This window comes from Alteromonas sp. AO-Serp (assembly GCF_017849675.1).
Taxonomy (GTDB): Bacteria; Pseudomonadota; Gammaproteobacteria; order Enterobacterales; family Alteromonadaceae; genus Alteromonas; species Alteromonas macleodii.
Map to the genome: position 1 here is coordinate 1 of NZ_JAFLMX010000069.1, position 21,671 is coordinate 21,671.

Below are 21,671 nucleotides of genomic sequence, written 5' to 3' on the forward strand. Positions count from 1 at the left end.
GTGTAAGCTCCGCCAACTTTTCTTCTAAATTATCGGTTTTGTAATTTATGGCACCGTCAAACCCAAGTTCGTTCACAATCCAGTCGGCTTTTTCGTCGCTACCTACGACCCCAATTACGCGAAGGCCGTCTGCTTTCGCAAGTTGCCCCACAATGGAACCTACCGAGCCTGCTGCGCCCGTAACAATAAGCGTTTCACCTGCTTTTGGGTCGCCAAAATTGTACAAACCCGTTGTGGCTGTCAGTCCTGGTAGTGCGAAAACGCACAGAGCCATTTCTTCGGTAATACCAGGCTGAAGTTTGTTAAACCCAGTGCCATCACTTAGCACATATTCACTCCAGCCGGTCATACCCATCACTTTGTCGCCAACTGAAAAGTTAGGGTTGTTCGACTCCACCACTTCGCCCACACCGCTTGAGCGCATCACATCCCCAAGCTCGACAGGTGGGATGTAGCTTTCTCTGTCTTCGCTCATCCACCCCAGCATGGCAGGGTCTAAAGACATATAGGTTTGTTTTATTAAAATTTGCCCATCTTTAGGCGTAGGAATTTCAAGCTCTTTGCTTTCAAAAAGGTGCGGACCAATTTTTCTATCATGGGGACGCTTAACAAGCGTAATAGCTTTGTATGTTGACATGGTATCCTCCGGCAACAAGTAAATGGGAACGGCGTTTTTCGAACGGAGCAGCGCGTTGTTTAACACAGTCGCGTCCAAACCCTAAAAAGAGGGTGGGGTTTATGGGCATAAACACAACCTCTAACGCTGACTGTTTATAAATTTGAGTGAAACGTTTTCACATTTCCAATAGTTGTTAGTGATAGTCAATTAAAATGGTGTTAACAATATTGAGATCTTTCATTAACTGTGTATTATCAACTTTGCTTACAAATGAATCGAAGTTGTCGCTATAATTGTAAAAAATGCGATAAAAGTGCGTAAATGGCGTTTACTTGCATTGAACAAAAGTACTCAGATCCGTAGAATGCCCGATGCAATTTTCCCCTTTTACAATGAGTATCTTATGAAGCAACAGTTTTCTTTACGTGCCTCAGTTTGCTTAGCGCTTGCTACCTTAGCCTCTTCTTCTGCGCTGGCAGCTGGTTTCCAAGTTAATGAACACAGTGCAAACGGTCTAGGCCGTGCCATGGCTGGTCAAGCGGCTAAGCCAGAGAATGCCTCCGTTTTAGCAACTAACCCTGCAGCGATTGGTGTATTTAAAGAAGCTGAGTTCAGTGCATCAGTAAGCTTTATCGATCCGAATGTTGATATCGATGGTGATGTTAGCTATGCGTTAGGCGAAGCCCCAGTTGGGCAACCTATGCCAGCAGCAGAAGACAACATTGCAGATACTGCTTTTGTTCCAGGATTCTTTTATGTAAGCCCAATTAATGAAAAGCTATCTGCTGGTGTAGGTGTATTCACAACCTACGGTCTTCGTTCAGATTACTCTGATGATTTTGGTGCGCTGCATTTTGCTGACACAGCTGAAGTAAAAACGGTAACCCTAAACCCTGCTGTATCTTATAAAGTGAATAAGCAGCTTATGGTAGGTTTTGGTTTAAACATCACTTACGCTGAAGCTGAAATTGGTTCTGGCGTATCAAACACGCTAGCGGGCACTGTTGCAGGCCTAGCGCCAACAGCAGAAGCGTTAGGTATTACATTACCTACGCTTACTCCTGGCAATTCACTGTTTAGCATGGAAGGTGACGATTGGGGCTATGGTTGGAACGCCGGTATTTTCTGGCAACCAACTGATATGACTAATGTTGCGCTTTCATACCGTGCAGAAACGAAACTAGAACTAGAAGGCGCGGTATCTTCAGAGACGCCAGTGTTTCCTATCAACTTAAACCAGCCTGGTAGTCTAGATTTGAACCTTGCTGCGATTACAGAGCTAGCGATTGATCAAAAAATTGACAATCAGTGGTCTGTGCAAGCAAGTGTTACTTTCACTGACTGGAGTACGTTTGAGAAGCTTGAAGCTAACCTAGAAGACGGCATCGATTTCCTAATTAAAGAAGAGAATTTCGACGACTCATGGCGTGCAGCGCTTGGTGTAACTTACATCCTAAACGATGAAATTACCCTTCGTGCTGGCTATGCTTATGATGACGGTGTGGTATCGGTAGAAAATCGCTCACTAAGTATCCCAGATACAGACCGTCATTGGTTCTCTGGTGGTATGACTTACACGGTAAGCGAAGATACATCAATTGACGTGGCTTACGTATTCATTGATGGCCGTGAAGCGAATATCGACAAAGATAGAACGATTCTAAGCAATGTTCTTCCTGGTACTGACTTTACCACTAACTTCTCTGGCACACAGTCAGCTACTGCGCACATTCTAAGTGTTCAAATGAACACTCGCTTCTAATTTCAAAGAAGCCAAGTCAAATAAGAAAGGCAGCGTATTTACGCTGCCTTTTTGGTAATGACCTATGCACACTGGTATAACGTCGCATTTTTATGTGCGATGGGGGTCTTGTGCGCTGTTTAACGACTAAATTTGCGCAAATAAATCTTGAAGACATGTAATTGCTGCGCCGATTTTTGCAGGCATTAGCTCCCTTTTCGGTGTAACCGCATAAACCGTATAATCTGGTAACTCCCAGTCAGTGAAGAGCTGCTTCATTTCACCAGACTTTAATAGATGTCTCACTTCTGGTTCGGGAAGAACCGCATAGCCAACACTATCTTGGGTAAGTTTAATCAATGTCTGCATTGAGTTGACATCAATGCGTTGTGTATCTAATTCATACTCGCCTTCGCTTTCGTGCTTCATGACGTATTCTTCAATATGTCTGTGAGCGATGTATGTATGCGCGTTAAGCGCTTCAGGCGAAGTCAGAGTTTCGTTTGCAAGTGGATGGTCTGCAGAGACACATAAGATGCGCTTCCAGGTAGCGAGTACCAAACTGCTGAAATTTGTATCTGAGACTGGGGCGAAGCAAAGAACAAGATCGGCACTGGAAGCGATAATGTCTTTAGGCTCGTCAGTTACGGTTAAAGAAATAGTTATTTTAGGAAATTCTTCACAAAGCTTTTTCAGTGGCTCGCTTAACAGTCCTCCGCCAAAACCCTCCGGCGCGATGATGTTTATTTTACCTGTGGGGTCATCCTGCAGACTTTCAATTTTTTGCTGGGCAAGTTCTGCGGTTTGCAGCATTTGCTTACTGGTTTCGTAATAGATGCGCCCTGCTTCCGTTAGGCTCAAACTTCGGGTATTTCGGTTAAAAAGGCTAAGGCCGATATCGTGTTCTAGCTTTCTTAACTGCTGACTAATAGCAGAGACAGTCATGTGCAGCTCTCTCGCAGCTACACTCATGCTACCGCTATCTGTTACTGCAACAAAAACCTGAAGAGAGCGAAGTAATTTAGTATTCATGGCGCTTAGTTAATCCTTTTTATTGGCCGCAGTATTTTTACTCTTCATTTGTAGCAAATTAACGACGGAAATAGTCGAATTTTACCGTATTTTAACGTTGATGAACGCTTTTGAAGCACGTCTTTACGCAATGCTTACAATGGAAAGTTATGCATTCTCTTCGCATTTGTAGCTAAAAGTAATTTTAGGGATCACCTTGTTTTAAAGATGTTTTCTTTATGTTTTTAAATGGTAAATTATTGAAATCCAGCGTTTCTTTGCCCGATTAAAGTGCTAGTTTAACTATTCACTAACTATGCAGCTGAGAATCGCGAATGAAACAGTTTACTTTGATGATTATTGTTCTGCTCTCCACCTCGTGGATGGGCGGTTGTACTTCTACTAAAACGTCCGTTGGCGCTTCATACGGGCCCGCCGCGTTCTCACAGCCTGCGTTTACTGCTGTTACCGTAGCCTACGCACCCGAAATGCAGGGTATCCTTAACCGTATTGAGCAAGATCCCAATGCATCCATTCACACAACCACAACCATCAAAGGCGTTACGTATCGCATAGGTACCTATCACGACGAGCCAATATTAATATTCGCTACTGGAATGAGCATTGCAAACGCTGCTATGACTATGCAGATGGCGTTGGATTACTTTCCGGTTAAGCAAGTGGTTTACATGGGGATTGCGGGAGCAGTTAACCCAAAATGGCAACCGGGTGACGTCATTGTTCCGGCGCGTTGGTACTACCATGATGAAAGTGTGTACACCAATGAAGATCCGAATGTTCCGGGCGAATACATACTGCCTGAATATTATGCAAAGTTCATTGAAGAGCAAGATGAACGCCGCGCTAAAGATCCTCACACACCCAAATATAAGCCCTTTCAGTTCATTCATCCTGACGAAGTGCTTATTGTGAAAGAGGGGATGGATAAACCACAAGACACCGCCTATTTCAGCGCGACACCGCGTCTTTTAACTGCGGCGAAACAAGCTATGAGTACTATGCCAACACAGCGCGTGCTTGGTGAGCGGGATGCCGAGCTCTTTGTAGGCGGAAATGGTATTACCGGGTCTGTCTTTATGGATAACCGCGAGTATCGAAAGTGGACAAGAGACGTGTTCAATGCCGAAGTAACAGAGATGGAGTCAGCCGCAATAGGTCAAGTATGTACCGTTAACGACGTTGACTGGATTATTGTTCGAGCTATTAGTGATTTGGCTGGCGGTCAAGAAGGCGTTAACGTTGAGAACAAGTACGACCAAGAAGTGTCGCGTATTGGCGCTAACGTTCTGTTTTCTGTATTAGATACACTCGCTGAGGACGAGTAGTCGATAGTATGACAAACATTGAGGCAACGTTGCTTCTTTGCATATGAATGTTAGTTTCAAAACTAAGCCAATCGCGACAGCCTAAAAATAAGTAGGCGGATAGAGAAGGTAATCATTACGCGCTATCCGCCTTTTTGGTGTGTCGCTGATGGGATCAATTGAACGCCAGCGAGCAAGCCGTTGTCGATACGTGGCTAGCGGATGGTCCTGACCATATTTATGGTATTTGTCGCAAGTTTTACTTCAACCAGAAAAACAATGAGCGCACTGATAAGAAACATCATAGCCAGTATGAACAATACGATGACTGGTGTTTTTAAATCGACAACCCATAGCGACCCGGAAAACAGCGCCATAATGACGGTACACACCATCAGTCCAGCGGCGACACATAGCCCAATCGCCCAGTTAATCACTTTCACCCTGCGCCATAGCACCTTAATTTCTTTCTTTGAGCGATCGACAATATGCGGGTCTGAAAGGGTATGAATCTGTCTTTCTGCCACCCTCACCCTGTCGGATATTCGGCCCAGCCGAGACGACATAACATTGAGGAAGCCCGCAATACCGGTAAGTAAAAATACGGGAGCAACAGCGAATTCGATAAGCTGTGAAAGACTAGGAATAAGTGTGTCCAATGGTTCCTCCAGCGAACAAAGTTTGATGTTCTTAATTCAGGCAAAGAGTGATTAACCCATTGCTGCAATCTACTAACGTACTGCCAGTCTATATGCGTTAGATACACGTAAATTAGAAATAGTGTATAAAACTAAGACTTGTGTTGTGACAGTAAAGTCTGCGAACTGCAAAGTCTACGCCAACGCTTAAATCAGAGATATGACGCAATTGTCAAAATGCCGCAACAGTTTAGCGAGTTTTAACCCATTCTTGCCTAAATTAACGATACACTAGCATCAGTTGCTAAAAAAACATTTTGTCATCATAAGGATAGATAATGCGCTTTGCCCCAAGCTTTCCTCTGTCGTTGCTAGCTGTGTCTCTGCTATCGCATTCAGCCATCGCTCAACAAACCAATGAAATAGAAAGAATTGAAACCACGTCTTCTCGTATACAGGGAAATATGAATGCTTCCGGTTATGCAGTGTCGTCTATTTCAGAAGAAACGCTTTCGCTGCTTTCATTTCAACATATCCAAGAGTCGCTGAATTACATTGCGGGTGCCGGCGTACAGCGGGGCAATGGGCAAGAGTATTTACCTGCCCTTCGTTCGCCAGTGTTAACCGGCGCTGGCGCGTGCGGCGGAATTTTAGCAGCAGAAGACGGTATTGCGTTGCGCGCAGCAGGTTTTTGCAATATTAACGAGCTGTTTGAAGCACACGGTGAAATTGCACAGCGTATTGACGTGATAAAAGGCCCTGCGTCAGCGCTTTATGGCTCTAATGCGATACATGGTGTGATTAATGTGATTACCCCTGACACAACCCAAGGCGACGGAGAGCTTAGCGTTGATTACGGGTCTTATGGGTTTCATCGCGTAAAGCTTAAAGAAGGGAAAGACTTTGGTCGCAGCGGCGTGGGTATCGCCGCCAGTGTTACCAGAGATACAGGATATCGAAATGAAGAGGGCGTTGACCAAGAGAAAGTCTCGCTTCGCCACAGGCTAGAGTGGGACAGCACGGTTATCACGAGCGGCCTTACCTATACCCATTTAGACCAAGAAACTGCCGGCTACATCGAAGGGTTTGAAAGCTACAAAAATACACAAATAGCCAAGAGCAACCCAAACCCCGAAGCGTTTCGAAAAGCAGAAAGTTTTAGGCTATGGAGCAAGTTCGATACAAGCTTTAGCGGTGGTCATGCACTGTCGATTACACCTTACTTACGCAACCAGGACATGCGTTTTAGAATGCATTTTCTTCCAGGCAAACCCCTTGAAACGAATGCCCAAAAAGGCGTTGGTGTGCTGTCTCAGTTCAATTACGTCATTAATGACAGCCTAAGTGCAGATATAGGATTAGACGTAGAATACACAGAAGGTGAATTAACCCAGTCACAAGACAGCGCCACAGAAGGGGCTGCCTTTTTGGTTGAAACCATACCTGTAGGAAAGCACTATGATTATGATGTAGATGCCACGCTATTTGCGCCTTTCTTTACCTTCAATTGGCAAGCTGAGCGTTGGGCTATTTCTGTCGGCGGGCGCTTTGAGTCTATGCAATACGACTACACCAACAATATGAATGTTGGTCGTGTTCGCGAGGATGGCACGCAGTGCGGTTTTGGCGGCTGCAGATATTCCAGACCAGCAGACAGCGAAAATGATTTTCATAACTTTAGTCCGAAGCTTTCACTTCGTTATCAACTTAACCCTCAAACCCAGTTATTTGGCGGCATCGCAAGAGGCTATCGCGCGCCTCAGGCAACAGAGCTGTATCGTTTGCAGCGTGCACAGACTGTTACTGATCTTGACTCGGTAACGGCCGATAATATCGAGATGGGCGTTACAGGAACACTATTTGACGGCAGCTATACGCTTAGCCTTTACAGCCTACAAAAAGATAATGTGATTTACCGCGACAGCGACTTTTTCAACGTAAGCAACGGCGAAACGTGGCATAGAGGCGTAGAGCTTACTTTTGACCAACCGTTAAGCGATGTACTGCGCTTAGATTTTGCTGGTACATACGCAAAGCATACCTACGAGCACAGTCAGCTCTCAGGTGAACAAGACATTAAAGGTAATGATATTGATACTGCGCCAAAGCTTCAGTTTAACGCTCGTTTAAGCTTTGAGATGTCGAGCAAGGTACAAACGCAGCTAGAGTGGCAGCATGTTTCGAGCTATTTCACCGACGCTGAAAATCTCAACGAGTACGAGGGGCATGACTTGGTACATGCGCGTGTACGCTACAGCGTGAACGAAGACGTTACATTGTATGCGCGGGTTAACAACGTATTTGATACGGACTACGCTGAACGCGCAGACTTTACTAGCTTCACAGGCCCTCGATATTTTCCTGGGCGGCCTCGAAACTTCATGATAACGGCATCGTTCACGTTATAGCTTTAAATAAGCAGCCGTAATAGATAATTATTAATCTTGAAAATACAGACTATTGCCGTGATTTGCTTGTACCGCAGCGGCATCAGGCGTAGTCTGTAGGCATCAGCATGGGTCTCAGTCACGCCATGTATAGCGCTTGGAAAGGTCAGGCGGCATACGTGGAATGATTGTTAATAGGTATACCCATGCAAAAAATAGTAATTGTTGGTGGCGGTGCTGGTGGTCTTGAATTAGCCAGTCGCTTAAGCCGCACCCTCGGGAGAAAGAAACAAGCCGAAATTACCCTCGTCGACCGCAGTCGAACCCATATCTGGAAGCCGCTATTACATGAAGTGGCCGCCGGTGTAATTGATAAGCATTCAGACGGTGTGGACTACGCCATCCACGCTGCAGCTCACCACTACCGCTTTCAATTAGGTGAAATGTGCTCGCTTAACGCGCAAGCGCAAACCATAACCTTGTCGCCTTTAATCGATGAAGAAGGGACTCAGGTTTTGCCTGAACGAGAGATTCATTATGACCAGTTAGTGCTGGCGGTTGGCAGCGTGAGTAACGACTTTGGCACACCTGGCGTTGCTGAGCATTGCTACTTTCTTGACTCGTTAAAGCAAGCTGAACGTTTTCACAGAGCGCTTCTTAATCAGCTAATCCGCATCAATCAGCAAGAAGATAAAGACGCCAGAATTGATGTCGCTATTGTCGGGGCAGGAGCAACAGGTACTGAGCTAGCCGCTCAACTTCACCATGTGGCGAATTTGTCCAAGGCGTACGGAATGCCAGACATGTCAGCTTCTCGTCTTAAGATTACGATCGTAGAAGCGGGAGAGCGTATATTGCCTGCGCTACCTGAGCGTATAGCAAACTCTGCAAGAAAAGCGCTGCATAAGTTGGGCGTAGACATTAAAGAGCAAACCATGGTGGCAGAAGCCGACGCGAAAGGGCTGATCACAAAAGACGGTGGTCGGATTGACGCTGATTTAATGGTGTGGGCTGCGGGGGTGAAAGCACCGGACTTCATAACAAAGCTTGCGCTTTTTGAAACGAACAGAGCCAATCAAATTCTTGTTGATAAGCAGCTTCGCAGTTCATCTCATAAGAATATTTGGGTGTTAGGCGATTGCTGTGGTTTCCAGCAGGACAATGGGAAGTGGGTGCCGCCTCGAGCGCAGTCTGCCCACCAAATGGCGGATATTGTTGCGCATAATATAACGTCGTTATTTACTCAAAAAGACACGAAAGATTTTACTTACAAGGACTATGGATCCTTGGTTCACTTAAGTAAATACAGCACTGTTGGAAGCTTAATGGGGTCACTGTCAAACAGCAGTATGTTCATTGAAGGGCGTCTAGCTAAGTTGGTTTACGTTTCTTTGTATAATATGCACCAGTTTGCAGTACACGGAAAAATTAAAGGTGCTCTAAAGCTCCTTGTGAAAAAGTTAAGTCAGGCCATCAGCCCTAAGCTGAAGCTTCACTAACCACATGTAAAAAAAGCCCCATGTTTGGGGCTTTCTTAAATCATAAATTTAGTTCGCTGGGACTAAATGTAAATAGCTATTGTTTCACGCCTTCAACGTGAAGCTCTAATTCTACCGTTTGCGACGCTGGGCCTAAATCATAGTCGATGCCATAATCTTTAAGTGCAATCGTCGTTGTGCCCATAAAGCCTGCACGATAGCCGCCCCATGGGTCATTGCCTTCGCCAATCTTTTTGGCTTCAATTGTAATAGGCTTTGTTACACCATGAAGCGTGAAGTCACCCATTACATCCATCATGCCATTGCCTTTATCGACAATTTTTGTGCTGACAAACTTCGCCTCTGGAAAGTCGTCAACGTTTAAGAAATCGTCGCTCTTAAGGTGCTTGTCACGCTCTGCGTGGTTTGAGTCGATACTGTCGGTATCGATAGTCACCATAATTTTTGCTGCACTAGGTGCTGCGTCGTCGTAACTAAAAGTACCTTTAAAATCGTTGAAGCGACCAGTAAGCCACGAGTAGCCCAAGTGTTGAATTTTAAAGTTGATAGACGCGTGGGCGCCTTTGCTATCAATCACATAATCTGCGGCGTTAGCGGTGCTTAAAGACAGCGCAGCGGCCAAGGCAAGTGTTAACTTCTTCATCATTTCTCCTTTTTCCTCAATATCATCGAAGCCGTAACATCTGCTTCAGTGTGTCATCGTTACTAATAAAGTGGTGTTTCAGCGCAGCCAGCGCGTGAATGATTGCTAATACAATCACTGACCACGCAATATAAAAATGGGCCTCTCCTGCAATGTCTTCTTGATTTTCAAAGAATTCGCCCATTGCAGGTACAGAAAACCAATTAAATACGTCGATGCTTCTTCCATCGGCCGTTGAAATTAAATAGCCGCTCGCGAATAGCATGATAATCAAGGTGTACAGAAGCCCATGACCTATGCGACTTAACCTTTTTTCTAACGGGGTGCCATGTGACGGCGGCCGTGAAGTAACAACGCGCGTGACTAAGCGAATAACAGTGATGGCAAGCAAAATTAATCCAACACTCTTGTGCCAATGCGGTGCCGTCTTATACCAGTCGCTGTAATATGTGAGGTCGACCATCCACAGCCCTGAAGCAAACATGCCGACAATGGCAATGGCAGATATCCAATGCAAAATAACTATAGGTCTGGACCATCTTGATTTCATATCACTTCCGTTATTACTTACTTGCAATCAGGTTGTTTAGACCTTCAGTTAATGCGTTATCTCAAACGCTAAATGACCGCTGAAAAAACACCTCATGCATCAATTGAATCTAGTGTATTTCTAATTACGTTGGCTAAACATCACATTTAATGGGAGTGTTCGTTCTTGTTTTTAGAACGAATGTACAGCAAACAACCCACCAAACCTGAGTCGCGACACGATTAGTTTTCGAAGACGCGTCGTTTAATGGTCGATAAAATGCGCTAAACACCTCTATTAAACGCGCTAAATACTCTTATAGTTTAAATAGGCAGTAACAAAAGTGGCTGCTTTGCTTCAATGTTGTTTAGTTCAGTAGAGGTTGTACGCTTTGCGCGTTTCGTACGTTTTGTTGGCCGTTATTCTGCCAGCGTTATTTTCATCACTAGTATCCGTCTCCGTATTGGGAGAGGGAAGAAGTGTGCAAAATATTGCGGGGCAGTCGAACAGTGCAAATACGCTCTCAACCCTCATTAGCGAATGGGAAAGCTCCGCTTTTGAAGTATCTGACGACGACATTGATGATGGCATTTCGTTTGTCGACATCACCAGCGGCTTGGAAAAATACCGGTTTTCGGCTGGAAAAACGATTGATGCAAAAGCCTTTACTAGGCAGCGCGATAACATCATTCGAGGGCCACCTTCTTTCACTTAATCATTAAAAAACTGAATTTTTTATTTTTGATTAGGAGAAAGGTATGCACGCCTTAAATCTATATAAAACCGAAGCTATCGATACATTGGCATGGCCGGTTGTTGAAAACACTATTACTGTAAAATCATCTGCTATGGCGGTCTTCACTGACTTTAAGCAGCACTTACCACACGTTATTGATGCTCGAACTCCAGCGACGAAAATAGAGTCGATTATGCGTCAGTCTCATGTGCGTATGATGCTGGTGGTAAACAGTGAGAACCGTTTCATTGGTATTGTGACCAGTCACGATGTCGGTGAACAGCAAATCATTCAGCGTGTGAGCGAGCTTAAGATTAAGCGAGAAGAGCTCACTGTTCATGATTTCATGCGTCCTAAAACCTCGCTCATGTCGTTTGATTTCAGTGAGCTAATACGTTCATCAGTGGGCGACGTGATAGAAACACTCAAAGACTACGGGCAGCACCATTGCCTTGTCATGGACAGAGACAGCCATGAAATTCGTGGCGTAATCAGCGTGAGTGACATTGCTAGAGAGCTGCGTTTGCCGCTTGATATACAGGGCCGCCCTACGTTTGCTGAGCTGATCAACATTCTTGCCGCTTAATTTTCAATTTTCTCAATACTGAACCATACTTTGACTACGTGTTGTTTCAAAACAACTCGTAGTCAAAGGCATATATCGCCTTAACGGTATTTGCTAGCTTAATATTTTATCGAAGTAGTTAGGTGGTTATATGCAGTATGCTCATGGTGAATTTATTATTACACGCTGTGGTGATGCGGTGCTAACGCAAGCTTATGGGCCGTGGAACAGAGAGTGTGTAAATAGCTTTGCCAGTGAGTATCGCACGCTTTCCGAGTGCTTACATGGGAAAGCTTGGTGCGATATTGTTAGTGTTGTTGGCGAATCACTACTCATTCCTGATGCTGAAGCGCTGCTTCACGAACGTGTGGCTTCGGTAAATCCCATAGGGCTCACTCATGTGGCATTAGTGATGGGAGAGTCAAGCGTTCGAGCAACCACGCAGGCGCAACTTAAACGCGTGTATCGCGATACCAATATTGATTATATTTTTGTGGATTCCATAGAAGATGCTGTTGATTGGTTGTCTTCAAAAGGATTTTCCGTCGATAAAGATGGCATCGATTTGCATCGTGAGAAAGTAGCAATGAAGCTGTAGATAAAACTTGGTACGCATTTCGCAACGTTTCATAACATCTGTATAACATTGTTCGATGAAACGAGGCGATATTATGAATAGATCACTATTTCCTACCAGCGTTGTTACGAAAGCCTTCACTTGGGCATACCAGGAACTCGGTTTAAATATCAAGCAAGCTTCTGAAATATTGGGTATTTCTCCATCTTCTTTGGCGCAGACTACGCTACTTGGGTTTGAGAGTGGCACATCAGAGTACAGAAAGCAGCTCGCTTTTATTCGTATGTATCATTTACTCATTTCATTGTCAGATGGGGACAGTGAGCAAATGAAGGCGTGGTTTAGCAGTTACAATATAACGCTGGGCGCGACCCCTTTTGAAATGTGCAAAGCGTATGACGGCATTGAGAGAGTCGCCGATCAGCTTCGCAAACTGAAGCAGTCGACTTGTGGTCGAGAGCGCACACTCGCCGTTGTTGAGTTTTCTCATAAAGAGCACGTTGAAAAGACAGGTGCAAGGCTTCACTAAGCCACTTACTTAAGCGCTTTCGTCAATCGATATTATAAAGTCTGCGCACGCTTGCACCTGAGTAACGGGGATCATGTGGCCAGCGCCAGAAATAATTTTGTGTACCGCACTTCCTATTGCCTTTGTTACCGCGGTGATGTGCTCGTCGGGCCTCAAGATAGTATCTTTTTCACCATACAATACCCCAACAGGGCATTGAATATCTTCATAACGAGTTTGCTGACGGTGCAGACTGCCCTGCGCAGATACTGTATCTCTGCTACCTTCATAAAAGCTTCGAGAGTGAAGCGCTAACAAACCACCGCCTTCAGTTGAAAAGGACGGGGGGACAGGTTCGGGGTGAAAAATTTGTGCGACTTGTTTTCGACCTAACTTTGCACGCAGTGGACTGGCAATGGTTTTTGCAACACTGCTGCGTACCCATTCATTGGGTATGTAAAGCACCGAAAGAGGCCCGGCACCACCTTTTAGTGGTGTAGTTAACGGGCATAGAAGCGAAACCGATTTTATTTTGTCAGGTGCATCGATTGCCATCCTCAGTGCAATTCCTCCTCCCATTGAATGCCCAGCGATGCTCGCACTACCTATTCCCTCTTTTTGCATCCACTCGAGTATCATTTTACTTTGCTGTTCGAAGCTGGCGGATGTGCTTTTATAGCGGCTCGAAAATCCGCTGCCTGGACGATCAATGGTATAGACCGTGTAGCGGGAAGCGAGGGTTTTTGCTAATTCGCTAAAATTGTTACTATTGCCAAGTAAACCATGAATCAGCACAAGCGCCGGACCGTTTCCTTGCTTTTGCCAGTGAATAATTCCACCATCAACAGGCGTAAGTTTTCCTGATGGTGTGAATGAAGCTTCGATATTGCTGTCCATTTTGGCGGTAAACCAAATAAGCGCTACAACGATACAAATAATGATGAGCAATGCGATGATCATGTTTTATGTCCAAAATAAGGATAAAAAACAACCTATCGGTTAACGCAAAAATGGTCAAGTAAGCAGTAGTGATAGTGACCTATAGATGTAGAGCCGCTAGTGCTGCAACGTTAACGTGGTTACGCCATGACGTATTAGGATTTGAGATGGAATTAATAATAACCCCTTCTATCGCGATAGATGAAAGCGAAGCTGAATTGCAAGCTATTCGAGCACAAGGTAGCGGTGGGCAGAATGTGAACAAAGTAAGTAGCGCCATACATTTACGCTTCGACATAAATGGATCATCGCTGCCTGAAAAGCTGAAAGAAAAGCTACTTCAGCTTAAAGATAGTCGCGTAACCAACGACGGTGTTTTTGTGCTTAAAGCGCAAAATTATCGAACGCAAGAACAAAACAGAGAAGATGCGCTAGCGCGACTTGTTGCGTGGATAAAGGCTGCGACAATTGAACAAAAACCGCGCATAAAAACAAAGGTGAGCCGTGCGGCAAAAGCACGTCGTGTAGATGTAAAAAAACAACAAGGTGCTAAAAAATCTATGCGTAAGAAAGTGGAATTTTAAACAAAACTAATCTAAAGTATAAAGCCTTATAGATGTCATTTCGCAAGACAACGGAAAATTCTTACAATAATAAATGAATGTGTCTTGTGCTTATGCTAATTATTGGAACTTAGGGAAGCATACAAAGTGACGCGTTCGAACGTTATTCCTATGGTGTTATTTGCAGCCATAGTGGTTTCGCTTGGGATTAATACACCGCAAGCCGCAAACGAGATTATTGCTCGTTTGTTCAACAAATCTATTTCTAATACTGAACTACAGCCTTCACAGGCTGATGTTGACCGTTTTCAGTCTATTTTAACTGACAAGTCTGAGAAAGAAGTACGAGCTATTTTAGCTCAGCGTGCACTTGGTAATAAAATTACCGAGTCTGTTCTTTCAGATTTTGCCGATAAAAATGCGATAGAGCCAAATGAAAGCGAAATTCAATCTGCGTATTCTGTAATAAAATTATGGACCGTTGATTTGGACAGCGATGGCGCCTATCAAGATGAAGAGCTAGAGCGTTATCGTTTGGCAATGGCGGAAGGCATGGCAAAAAGCTGGAAAGTATCGAAAGCCCTTTACGAAGCGTACGGCGGAGATGTGGTTTTTCAACAGGATAACCCGTTAACACCAGTAGGAGCTTATCAAAAACTGTTTGAACAGTATCGCGAAAAGGGTGAGTTTGTTATTTACGACCCTGCTTTCAAAGCTGCGTTTTGGAGTTCAGTTAAAATGAAATATGCCAAAACTTACGACCCAGATAATATAGATTTTTCACTTCCCTGGTGGGAAAAGAGCATGACTGCTTCAGAAAAATAGTTCGAAAAGCCCTGTTTTTACAGGGCTTTTTTAATTCTTTTAAAAAAATCAAACTCAGTGCGGAATAAAAACTTTTCTTCAATCGTTATCTCAGTGTCCTTTATGAAAAACGGAGATAAACGGATGAAAAAGTTAAATACTGCAATTGCACTGGCTTTAGGTATCGCGTCAACGTCTGTGTTGGCTCAAGAAACCACGTTCTCTGCTAACACATCAGCTAATGCGTCGACTTCTACATCACTTTCACTAACAAGCGGTGCAACTACACAGTCTGCAAATCAGGTTAATACGCAGACTTCTGCCGAAGGCGAAGCATCTACGCAGAGCCAAATGTCCACCGAGAGCTCAGCCGATACCGGTTTACAATTATCCGCAAACCAAACAAGCAACGATCTATCTGCCGATCAGGGAGTGAGTCAAGTTTCTGCAACATCAGATATGGCGAACTCGATAACTTCGCCAGTGGCAGGCGCACTGACAAGTAGTGTATCTGGGTCATTATCTGTACTGTCATCAGCGTCTGGAAATGCAGAACAAGTCGATGGAGCAGAAAGTGAAGCAGAAAGTACAGCGCAGACAGCGCCAAGCTTGGCATTGAACCAAATCGGTTCACTAGCAAACAATGGCGCGGAAAATACCGCAGGAGGTTCGCTAGCTGGCAGTGTAAGTGGTGCACTAAACAATACTGCAGAAACAGCAGCAGGTAGTACCTTATCGAACACGGCTGCAGGCACCATCGAAAGTGCGGTAAACGGCGGCGTAGCTAATACAGCAGCCAGCACCGCAGCAAGCTCAGTGACCAGTTCTGTAACCGGAATGGTTGGCACCGCTGTCGAAGGAACAATTATTGACACGGTAGGAAATACGGTAGAAGGCACGGTAGAAAGCACGGTAGCAAGTACGGTGGATAGCTCTGTAGAAGGCGCAGTTTCAAATACAGTCGAGCAAACTGTGTCAGCAACAGTCGCAAATACGGTAGGAAATACGGTAGAAGGTACGGTAGAAGGCACGGTAGCAAATACGGTGGATAGCACCGTAGCAAGCACCGTAAATAATACCGTGGCGAGTTCGGTTGAAAGCGCCGTAACAAGCACTGTAAACGACAACGTAGCTTCAAGTATTTCAGGTGCGCTTGGCCTTTAATATAAAGGCCTAAACCATTAGGTGGGCGTAGAGCAATCTTGAGCTAGCACGTTAAATAGCCACCTTAAAGTCTGAGTGCGGCTTGTCTAAAAAGAAAGGCAAGCCGCTATTTAAGGTCTAGGCTGCAGGTGCGAATACACTGCCTCGCTATCGTGCATTCCTTAAAGCGAGCACCTCAAGTCAAATCTCACGTCTCTCCTTAAAAACAGCAATCGCTAAGTTTCACTTTCTCTGTGGTAGGTAACAACAATGAATACGCAAATACTTCAACACTCATCAACAACAAACAACCTTATTCGTGGCGGCCGCAAATGCCTATTGCCGTCCGTGGCAGCTGTTTTACTCGGTAGTAGCGCTGCTAATGCGGGCTCTGACAGTCACTCGCACAATGATGAAGATGCGAATCAGACAAACGCAAAACACCAAACGATTTCATTCTCAGGGTCTGGCTATTTAGGGTACCGCTCTGATAGCAATGTGAGCGTTAGCGAGCTCGATACGAATTCAGATGTGGCCGACGACGCGGTACAGTCAGAAGCTCAGCTAAAGGTGCTGGTGAAGCCCACAGCGAAATGGGAAAATGTACTGTCGGTAAGTCAGGCGAATACCAACTATCAAACGCTAAGCGAGTTCGATCTTGGCCTTACCACACTGTCCGCTAGCACCAGCTATGCGTTTGACTTCGCCAAACTAGGAGCGCACTACTATCACGCTAGCGCTGAGCTAGACGGGCGTGACTTCCTCACCTATCAACAGTCTGGATTATCTGTCGGAAAATTGTTGGGGCAGCGCACTTACTTGCGTGTTAGTAGCGACCTTATCGATAAACAATTCGAGAACACGCCTGAAGGTGCGCCAATTCGAGATAGTGAAGCAGCTGCTGTGCGCAGTGACCTATTTTACTTCTTCGAAGGGGAAGACTTCTTCCAAATCGCACTTAAGTATCAAAATGAAGATGCCCAAAATAATGTGTTCGATTACACCAGTATTGGGATGGATCTAGCGTACACCTATCCTCTAGCGGTGTTTAGTAAACCCTTGAAGCTTACGGTTGCCTATCAATTAGATGTAAGAGATTACGCCTCAGAACAAGATGGAGGTATAGGCAGGGAAGACGACAGACACGTTGTTGAGATGAGTGCCGATTACGCCATTCACAACAATGTTGATATTAAACTGTCTACGCAATATGGAGACTTTGCTTCTAGTGTCGATGGCGCAAATTATCAAGAAACCATTGCTGAGTTAGGCATTAACGTTCATTTTTAGTGGGCGTTAATATAAATTCTATAATGAACAGCACGCTTAATTTAAGGCAGCACACCAAAACCGAATACGCTGTCTCGTCCGGGAGCCCCTGCATCTAAAGCTAGCTGCTGAAGTTTCAACAAGGCAGCGTTCCTTTCTTGTTTTTCGCGCAAAAAGCATGCATACAAAGCGGTGGCGCGCGGTGAAGCCATAGAGGTTCCCGTTTGCCTGATCGTTTTTCCATTAGGATGTGCGGCATTTACCGACACGCCAAACGCAGCAAAATCAACGTAATCCCCTTGGTTTGCCCACCGGTAAATTACATTAGATTTATCAACGGCCGTAATGCCCAATGTTTCTGTATAAGCCGCGGGGTACAAGGGTAAAGAGGCTGGCCCCTCGTTGCCCACCGCAGCAATGATTTGAATACCGCTCTTATCCAATTGATTTATAACCCGCGCTAAAATAGGGTTGTCGGGACCTGCAAGACTCATGTTTATGGCGTCTACCTGCTGTGATGCAAGATAGTTTAAACCTTCAATTAACGACATCAGCGTAGCGCCTTGGCTAACACTATTACGCGAATAAAACACACTGGCGTTAAACACCTGGCTAGACTTTGGCAACGACGCCGCCAATAGGCTGGCTACTGCGGTACCGTGGTCTGACGAAAAGGCAACGTCAGTTTCGCTGCCCGCATTGCCATCTTGCTCCTGATTCCTATCTTGATTATGACCAACAATAAAAGACGCTTGCGTTAGATTAACGTGTGAGAGCAGTGGGTGATTGGACGCTACATGAGTATCAACCATTCCAATGCGCAGTGGGGTTGGACAGGTTTCCAGCTTTTCACTGCTTATCTCTTGAAAAGACCCGTTCGAAGTGGGCTTGGTCTGTGATAAATAAATATGATTTCGACCAATTTGAGACTGCAAATTATGGGGTAAACTGTTGCGAATAGACGACACATCATCCTCATCTCCTGTGACTTTAACTTTAAAAAGCCACTGAGAGAGCGCGGGCAAAAACTGAGCTTTTTGTATTTCAATATTGGCACCTTGAAAGTGTACTTTGTCGGCTTCTTCTCCTAGGAATAGCCACTCTTTTTCGACAGCCAGAAAGCCACTTTCAACCGCTACTTCATTAACAACTACCTGGCCTGAAGTCGATAAAATAGTGGTTGCTGCAGGAGCGATAAATTGGGGGGCAGGAATGTCGCTTAGTACGCCCGACGCCACTGTTGATAAGTCTCTGGTGCCTTCGATAGATGATTGTGCTTTTCGTCTTGCTTCCTCGCGAATGGCCTTTAGGTCGGAGGAGGTTCTATCAATTATCGGACGCACAGGAGACACCACTTGATTCAATGTTCCTGCTAGTTGGGCTTGTGATATTGGTGCCGCAATCAAACTCAAAATCGCCACAATGAGTGTGTACTTCATTTTACTACCTTTACGTTAACGTTGGGGCAGATCGGTGCCTAAAGAAGGAATGGCATAAATTGTGCCATAGCCTCTATTAGAAGCCTGTGGTTCATTGTGCACAAACGTTGTTCTAAATGTGCGTTAAGGGCGAACAGGCATTTACCACTACCTTACAGTGTAGTGACGATTAGACAGAAGAAAAATTCCAATGCGACCCTTTAGACTGCTAAACATTCGCCTTGTCTAGATGGCTCACAGACCGCTGCAATACAGTGCAGTAAAAAAATAGGTCTTAGAACGTGGAATAAAAACAAAAGTGGCTCGTTAACAGGGTAGAGATAACGGGAAACCTCACAAAGGTACATGAAAATGAAAGATGAGTTGACTGAACTCGTCCCGTCATTGCGAAAGTTTGCATATTCGTTGACGGGTAACATGCATGATGCTGATGATTTACTTCAGAACACGCTTGAACGGCTATTGAGTAAACCGCTTCCTGAGCAAGTTACATTAATGGCTTGGGCATTTAGAGTGTGCCGCAACTGTTGGATAGACGATTACAGAGCGAAGAAAGTTAGAACCAATGCGACTGATGCCCTTTCCTATGAAGCGCAATCGGCGAATAGCTGCAATGACATAGATGACGCTATAACGCAGACAATTACGCTTAAACAAGTCTCAAGCGCTATGGATGAGTTACCCTGTGAGCAAAGAGAAACCCTTTCTTTGGTTGCTGTACAAGGGATGAGTTACGCGGATGCTTCTGAAGTGTTGCAGGTACCGACGGGCACTATTATGAGCCGTCTTGCCAGAGCGAGAGCAAAAATATCAAACTTACTAAATGGTCAAAACGAGGTGCTATCGTGATCTTAACTGACGAAAAACTCTCAGCATTTTTAGATGGAGAGTTAGATACCGCTGAGATGGATCTGGTTCGTGAAGCGATAGCGCACGATGTTACCGTTTCTGACCGACTCGCCGCACTTGCAGAAGTGGATAGAGTTGTGAAGGTGGCTGCAGAAAAAGCGACAGCAGTGGCGCTGCCTAAAGAAATCGTGGCACTTTTGAGTGATGAAAAACCGTTAAGCCAGGCAAACGGCGTACAGGCATCTGATGCAAGCTTAGCCAGCGCAAGCGCTGCAAATCAAAGCTCCGTAAATCAAAGCTCTGCGGAAAACGTTAAGCCGTTTCCAAAGAAAGCGAATTCAACTAATAGTGCGCCACATAAACAAACGAAGTGGAAGGGGCCTTTTGCAATAGCTGCGAGTGTGGCGGTATTAGCGGGCTTAGTGTTCTTTAATCAACAGGGCGCTGAAACAACGCAGCCTTCTCATTGGGCGAGAGTATCATCGGTACTCGACAGTAATCTAACTGGCGAAGCAACAACTTTTGATTCGGGCGTGACGGTTACGCCACAGTTGTCTTTCGTAAATACGGAGTTTAACTACTGTAGACAGGCTGAAGTCGCATCGAAAGATGAACTAAATGTAATGATTGCTTGTAAAGATAAGCAAGGTGCGTGGCAGCTTGCCGCTAGCAAATTGGACGAGCTAGGTGAGAATGCAGGTCAATATCAAACCGCCACTAGCGCTAAAGTAATGGAAGAAGAGTTAGACAAAATGATGGCGTCTGCGCCATTAAACCGAGAGCAAGAGAAAAACGCAATTGAAGCAACTTGGCTAGCTGACAAGGCCGAAGGAGTAAATGATGAAAACTAAAATTATGTTAGTACTTGCGGTATTAATTATGGCGGGCTGCGCCAGTCAACCTGATTATAGACAGGCCAAAAAAGGCGGCTTTGGCTACACGGAAAGTAAGTTGAGTGATACCCAATACCGCGTGCATTTCAAAGCGAAGGGATCTGATAAAGGCAAGGCGATGGATTACGCCATGCTCCGTGCTGCCGAGCTTACGTTATTAGAAGGTTACGACTGGTTTGTAGTGACTGACCGAGAGACCTTAGTAGATAAGGAGACTGTGCAAACCACACCTACCGCAGGCTTTAGCCAGCGATATGCACGGGTTACCGAGTGCGGTGTGCTCACTTGCAGAACGTCCTACCACCCTACTACCCAATTCGAAACGGGTGTATTTGTAGGGGGCTCTCAGCAAAGTGAGATCGAAAGTATCTTGAGCATTGAGATAGGCAAAGGTACGCGTCCAACGTCGGCAACGAGCTTTGACGCAAGGGAAGTTCGCGATAACTTACAGCCTAAGACGGAAGAGTGATAAAAAATCAAAGGGCATAACCTCCCTTGACTACGACACAAATAAAAAGGGCCGCTGAATTATGCAGCGGCCCTTTTAGTAGCAATAAAGATTAACAACATAGTGATACCAGATTGTTATACTGCCAGTGTCTTAATTCATATATTGGAGACGGCGATTAATTAAAGTAACCATCGACCTCTTTTTCAGCTTCGTCACGGCTTTTGCCATAAGCTTGTTGAATCTTACCTACTAGTTCTTCACGTCGACCGTCAATTACATCTAGGTCGTCATCGGTAAGTTTGCCCCACTTTTGCTGCACCTTACCTTTCATTTCTTTCCAATTACCTTCAATACGATCACTGTTCATAACTTGCTCTCCTTATCCAAACAATTGGTTGAAAAAACTGGCGGAATAATTGGCCAGTTATTTTCTTAGCAGCAAATGCTGTTCCATTTTGTAGGTGCATGAAAGTATTGAATTTATTGTTTATGAAAATTCTACCGTACAGTTGGTTTTTATGCAGAATTTACAAGTTCTTGCAA

23 protein-coding genes are annotated in these 21,671 nt (G+C 44.9%); 15 read left to right on the forward strand and 8 right to left on the reverse strand.

The features are described 5' to 3' along the window. The coding region (locus tag QVA83_RS05860) for a zinc-binding dehydrogenase (RefSeq protein WP_287498231.1) at nt 1-637 on the reverse strand (637 nt) is incomplete at its 3' end. Nucleotides 638-1,022: 385 nt separating this feature from the next. Between QVA83_RS05860 and QVA83_RS05865 the strand changes: the two genes are divergently transcribed. Beyond that, nucleotides 1,023-2,381, forward strand: a complete 1,359-nt coding sequence (locus QVA83_RS05865) for an OmpP1/FadL family transporter (RefSeq protein ID WP_014980635.1) — start codon at nt 1,023-1,025, stop codon at nt 2,379-2,381. Nucleotides 2,382-2,507: 126 nt separating this feature from the next. Here the strand turns inward: QVA83_RS05865 and QVA83_RS05870 are convergent, their stop codons facing one another. Continuing rightward, nucleotides 2,508-3,392: a LysR family transcriptional regulator gene (locus QVA83_RS05870; RefSeq protein ID WP_014951197.1), complete on the reverse strand. Its 885-nt coding sequence runs from the start codon at nt 3,390-3,392 to the stop codon at nt 2,508-2,510. A gap of 314 nt (nt 3,393-3,706) precedes the next feature. Between QVA83_RS05870 and QVA83_RS05875 the strand changes: the two genes are divergently transcribed. Further along, entirely contained in the window at nt 3,707-4,717 is a 1,011-nt protein-coding gene (locus QVA83_RS05875; RefSeq protein WP_287498232.1) for a 5'-methylthioadenosine/S-adenosylhomocysteine nucleosidase, read from the forward strand. A gap of 194 nt (nt 4,718-4,911) precedes the next feature. Here the strand turns inward: QVA83_RS05875 and QVA83_RS05880 are convergent, their stop codons facing one another. Then, the gene (locus tag QVA83_RS05880) at nt 4,912-5,355 is read right to left on the reverse strand and encodes a DUF2721 domain-containing protein (protein ID WP_014951195.1); all 444 of its coding nucleotides are present in this window, start codon (nt 5,353-5,355) and stop codon (nt 4,912-4,914) included. Nucleotides 5,356-5,672: 317 nt separating this feature from the next. Between QVA83_RS05880 and QVA83_RS05885 the strand changes: the two genes are divergently transcribed. Together QVA83_RS05885 and QVA83_RS05890 are read left to right on the forward strand one after the other, a co-directional pair. Further along, nucleotides 5,673-7,742, forward strand: coding sequence for a TonB-dependent receptor (locus QVA83_RS05885; protein ID WP_287498233.1), 2,070 nt, complete (start codon nt 5,673-5,675; stop codon nt 7,740-7,742). Between the two features lie 185 nt (nt 7,743-7,927). Then, a complete protein-coding gene (locus QVA83_RS05890) occupies nt 7,928-9,220 on the forward strand; it encodes an NAD(P)/FAD-dependent oxidoreductase (RefSeq protein WP_287498234.1) in 1,293 nt (430 codons plus the stop codon). Between the two features lie 76 nt (nt 9,221-9,296). Here the strand turns inward: QVA83_RS05890 and QVA83_RS05895 are convergent, their stop codons facing one another. After that, nucleotides 9,297-9,863: a YceI family protein gene (locus QVA83_RS05895; RefSeq protein WP_287498235.1), complete on the reverse strand. Its 567-nt coding sequence runs from the start codon at nt 9,861-9,863 to the stop codon at nt 9,297-9,299. A gap of 22 nt (nt 9,864-9,885) precedes the next feature. Next, complete coding sequence (locus tag QVA83_RS05900; protein ID WP_075177236.1) at nt 9,886-10,413, reverse strand: cytochrome b; 528 nt, start codon at nt 10,411-10,413, stop codon at nt 9,886-9,888. Between the two features lie 460 nt (nt 10,414-10,873). Between QVA83_RS05900 and QVA83_RS05905 the strand changes: the two genes are divergently transcribed. From QVA83_RS05905 to QVA83_RS05920, 4 genes are all read left to right on the forward strand, one after another. Next, nucleotides 10,874-11,107: a hypothetical protein gene (locus QVA83_RS05905; protein ID WP_014977718.1), complete on the forward strand. Its 234-nt coding sequence runs from the start codon at nt 10,874-10,876 to the stop codon at nt 11,105-11,107. Between the two features lie 43 nt (nt 11,108-11,150). Beyond that, nucleotides 11,151-11,714 (forward strand): CBS domain-containing protein, encoded by a 564-nt coding sequence (locus QVA83_RS05910; RefSeq protein WP_014951189.1) that lies wholly within the window; start codon nt 11,151-11,153, stop codon nt 11,712-11,714. A 130-nt stretch (nt 11,715-11,844) separates the two neighbouring features. Continuing rightward, the gene (locus tag QVA83_RS05915; RefSeq protein ID WP_014951188.1) at nt 11,845-12,291 is read left to right on the forward strand and encodes a hypothetical protein; all 447 of its coding nucleotides are present in this window, start codon (nt 11,845-11,847) and stop codon (nt 12,289-12,291) included. 73 nt (nt 12,292-12,364) lie between these two features. Then, complete coding sequence (locus QVA83_RS05920; protein ID WP_061096125.1) at nt 12,365-12,799, forward strand: hypothetical protein; 435 nt, start codon at nt 12,365-12,367, stop codon at nt 12,797-12,799. 9 nt (nt 12,800-12,808) lie between these two features. Here QVA83_RS05920 and QVA83_RS05925 read toward each other — a convergent pair whose 3' ends face one another. Beyond that, nucleotides 12,809-13,738 carry an alpha/beta fold hydrolase gene (locus QVA83_RS05925; protein WP_061096124.1) on the reverse strand — a complete coding sequence of 310 codons (930 nt, stop codon included), beginning with the start codon at nt 13,736-13,738 and terminating at the stop codon, nt 12,809-12,811. A 146-nt stretch (nt 13,739-13,884) separates the two neighbouring features. On the opposite strand from QVA83_RS05925, the gene arfB reads away from it, so the two are divergent. The 4 genes from arfB (at nt 13,885) to QVA83_RS05945 (ending at nt 17,517) form a co-directional block, all read left to right on the forward strand. Then, complete coding sequence (gene arfB, locus QVA83_RS05930; RefSeq protein ID WP_014951185.1) at nt 13,885-14,301, forward strand: alternative ribosome rescue aminoacyl-tRNA hydrolase ArfB; 417 nt, start codon at nt 13,885-13,887, stop codon at nt 14,299-14,301. Nucleotides 14,302-14,427: 126 nt separating this feature from the next. Further along, nucleotides 14,428-15,105, forward strand: a complete 678-nt coding sequence (locus QVA83_RS05935; RefSeq protein WP_039229119.1) for a hypothetical protein — start codon at nt 14,428-14,430, stop codon at nt 15,103-15,105. Nucleotides 15,106-15,228: 123 nt separating this feature from the next. Beyond that, on the forward strand, nt 15,229-16,248 hold the full coding sequence (locus QVA83_RS05940; protein WP_287498236.1) for a hypothetical protein: 1,020 nt from the start codon (nt 15,229-15,231) through the stop codon (nt 16,246-16,248). 249 nt (nt 16,249-16,497) lie between these two features. Beyond that, nucleotides 16,498-17,517, forward strand: a complete 1,020-nt coding sequence (locus tag QVA83_RS05945; RefSeq protein ID WP_287498237.1) for an outer membrane beta-barrel protein — start codon at nt 16,498-16,500, stop codon at nt 17,515-17,517. 41 nt (nt 17,518-17,558) lie between these two features. Here the strand turns inward: QVA83_RS05945 and QVA83_RS05950 are convergent, their stop codons facing one another. Beyond that, on the reverse strand, nt 17,559-18,935 hold the full coding sequence (locus tag QVA83_RS05950; RefSeq protein WP_156087171.1) for a S8 family serine peptidase: 1,377 nt from the start codon (nt 18,933-18,935) through the stop codon (nt 17,559-17,561). A 351-nt stretch (nt 18,936-19,286) separates the two neighbouring features. Between QVA83_RS05950 and QVA83_RS05955 the strand changes: the two genes are divergently transcribed. The 3 genes from QVA83_RS05955 to QVA83_RS05965 are packed head-to-tail and all read left to right on the forward strand — an operon-like array spanning nt 19,287 to nt 21,146. Continuing rightward, a complete protein-coding gene (locus QVA83_RS05955; RefSeq protein WP_156087169.1) occupies nt 19,287-19,784 on the forward strand; it encodes an RNA polymerase sigma factor in 498 nt (165 codons plus the stop codon). After that, on the forward strand, nt 19,781-20,635 hold the full coding sequence (locus QVA83_RS05960) for an RT0821/Lpp0805 family surface protein (RefSeq protein WP_156087167.1): 855 nt from the start codon (nt 19,781-19,783) through the stop codon (nt 20,633-20,635). Before QVA83_RS05955 ends, QVA83_RS05960 begins: the two co-directional genes overlap by 4 nt. Beyond that, complete coding sequence (locus tag QVA83_RS05965; RefSeq protein WP_014977712.1) at nt 20,625-21,146, forward strand: CC0125/CC1285 family lipoprotein; 522 nt, start codon at nt 20,625-20,627, stop codon at nt 21,144-21,146. The genes QVA83_RS05960 and QVA83_RS05965 overlap by 11 nt, the downstream gene beginning before the upstream one ends. A 157-nt stretch (nt 21,147-21,303) precedes the next feature. On the opposite strand, the gene QVA83_RS05970 is transcribed toward QVA83_RS05965, so the two are convergent. Next, nucleotides 21,304-21,495, reverse strand: a complete 192-nt coding sequence (locus tag QVA83_RS05970; RefSeq protein ID WP_014951177.1) for a CsbD family protein — start codon at nt 21,493-21,495, stop codon at nt 21,304-21,306. Nucleotides 21,496-21,671 lie beyond the last annotated feature (176 nt).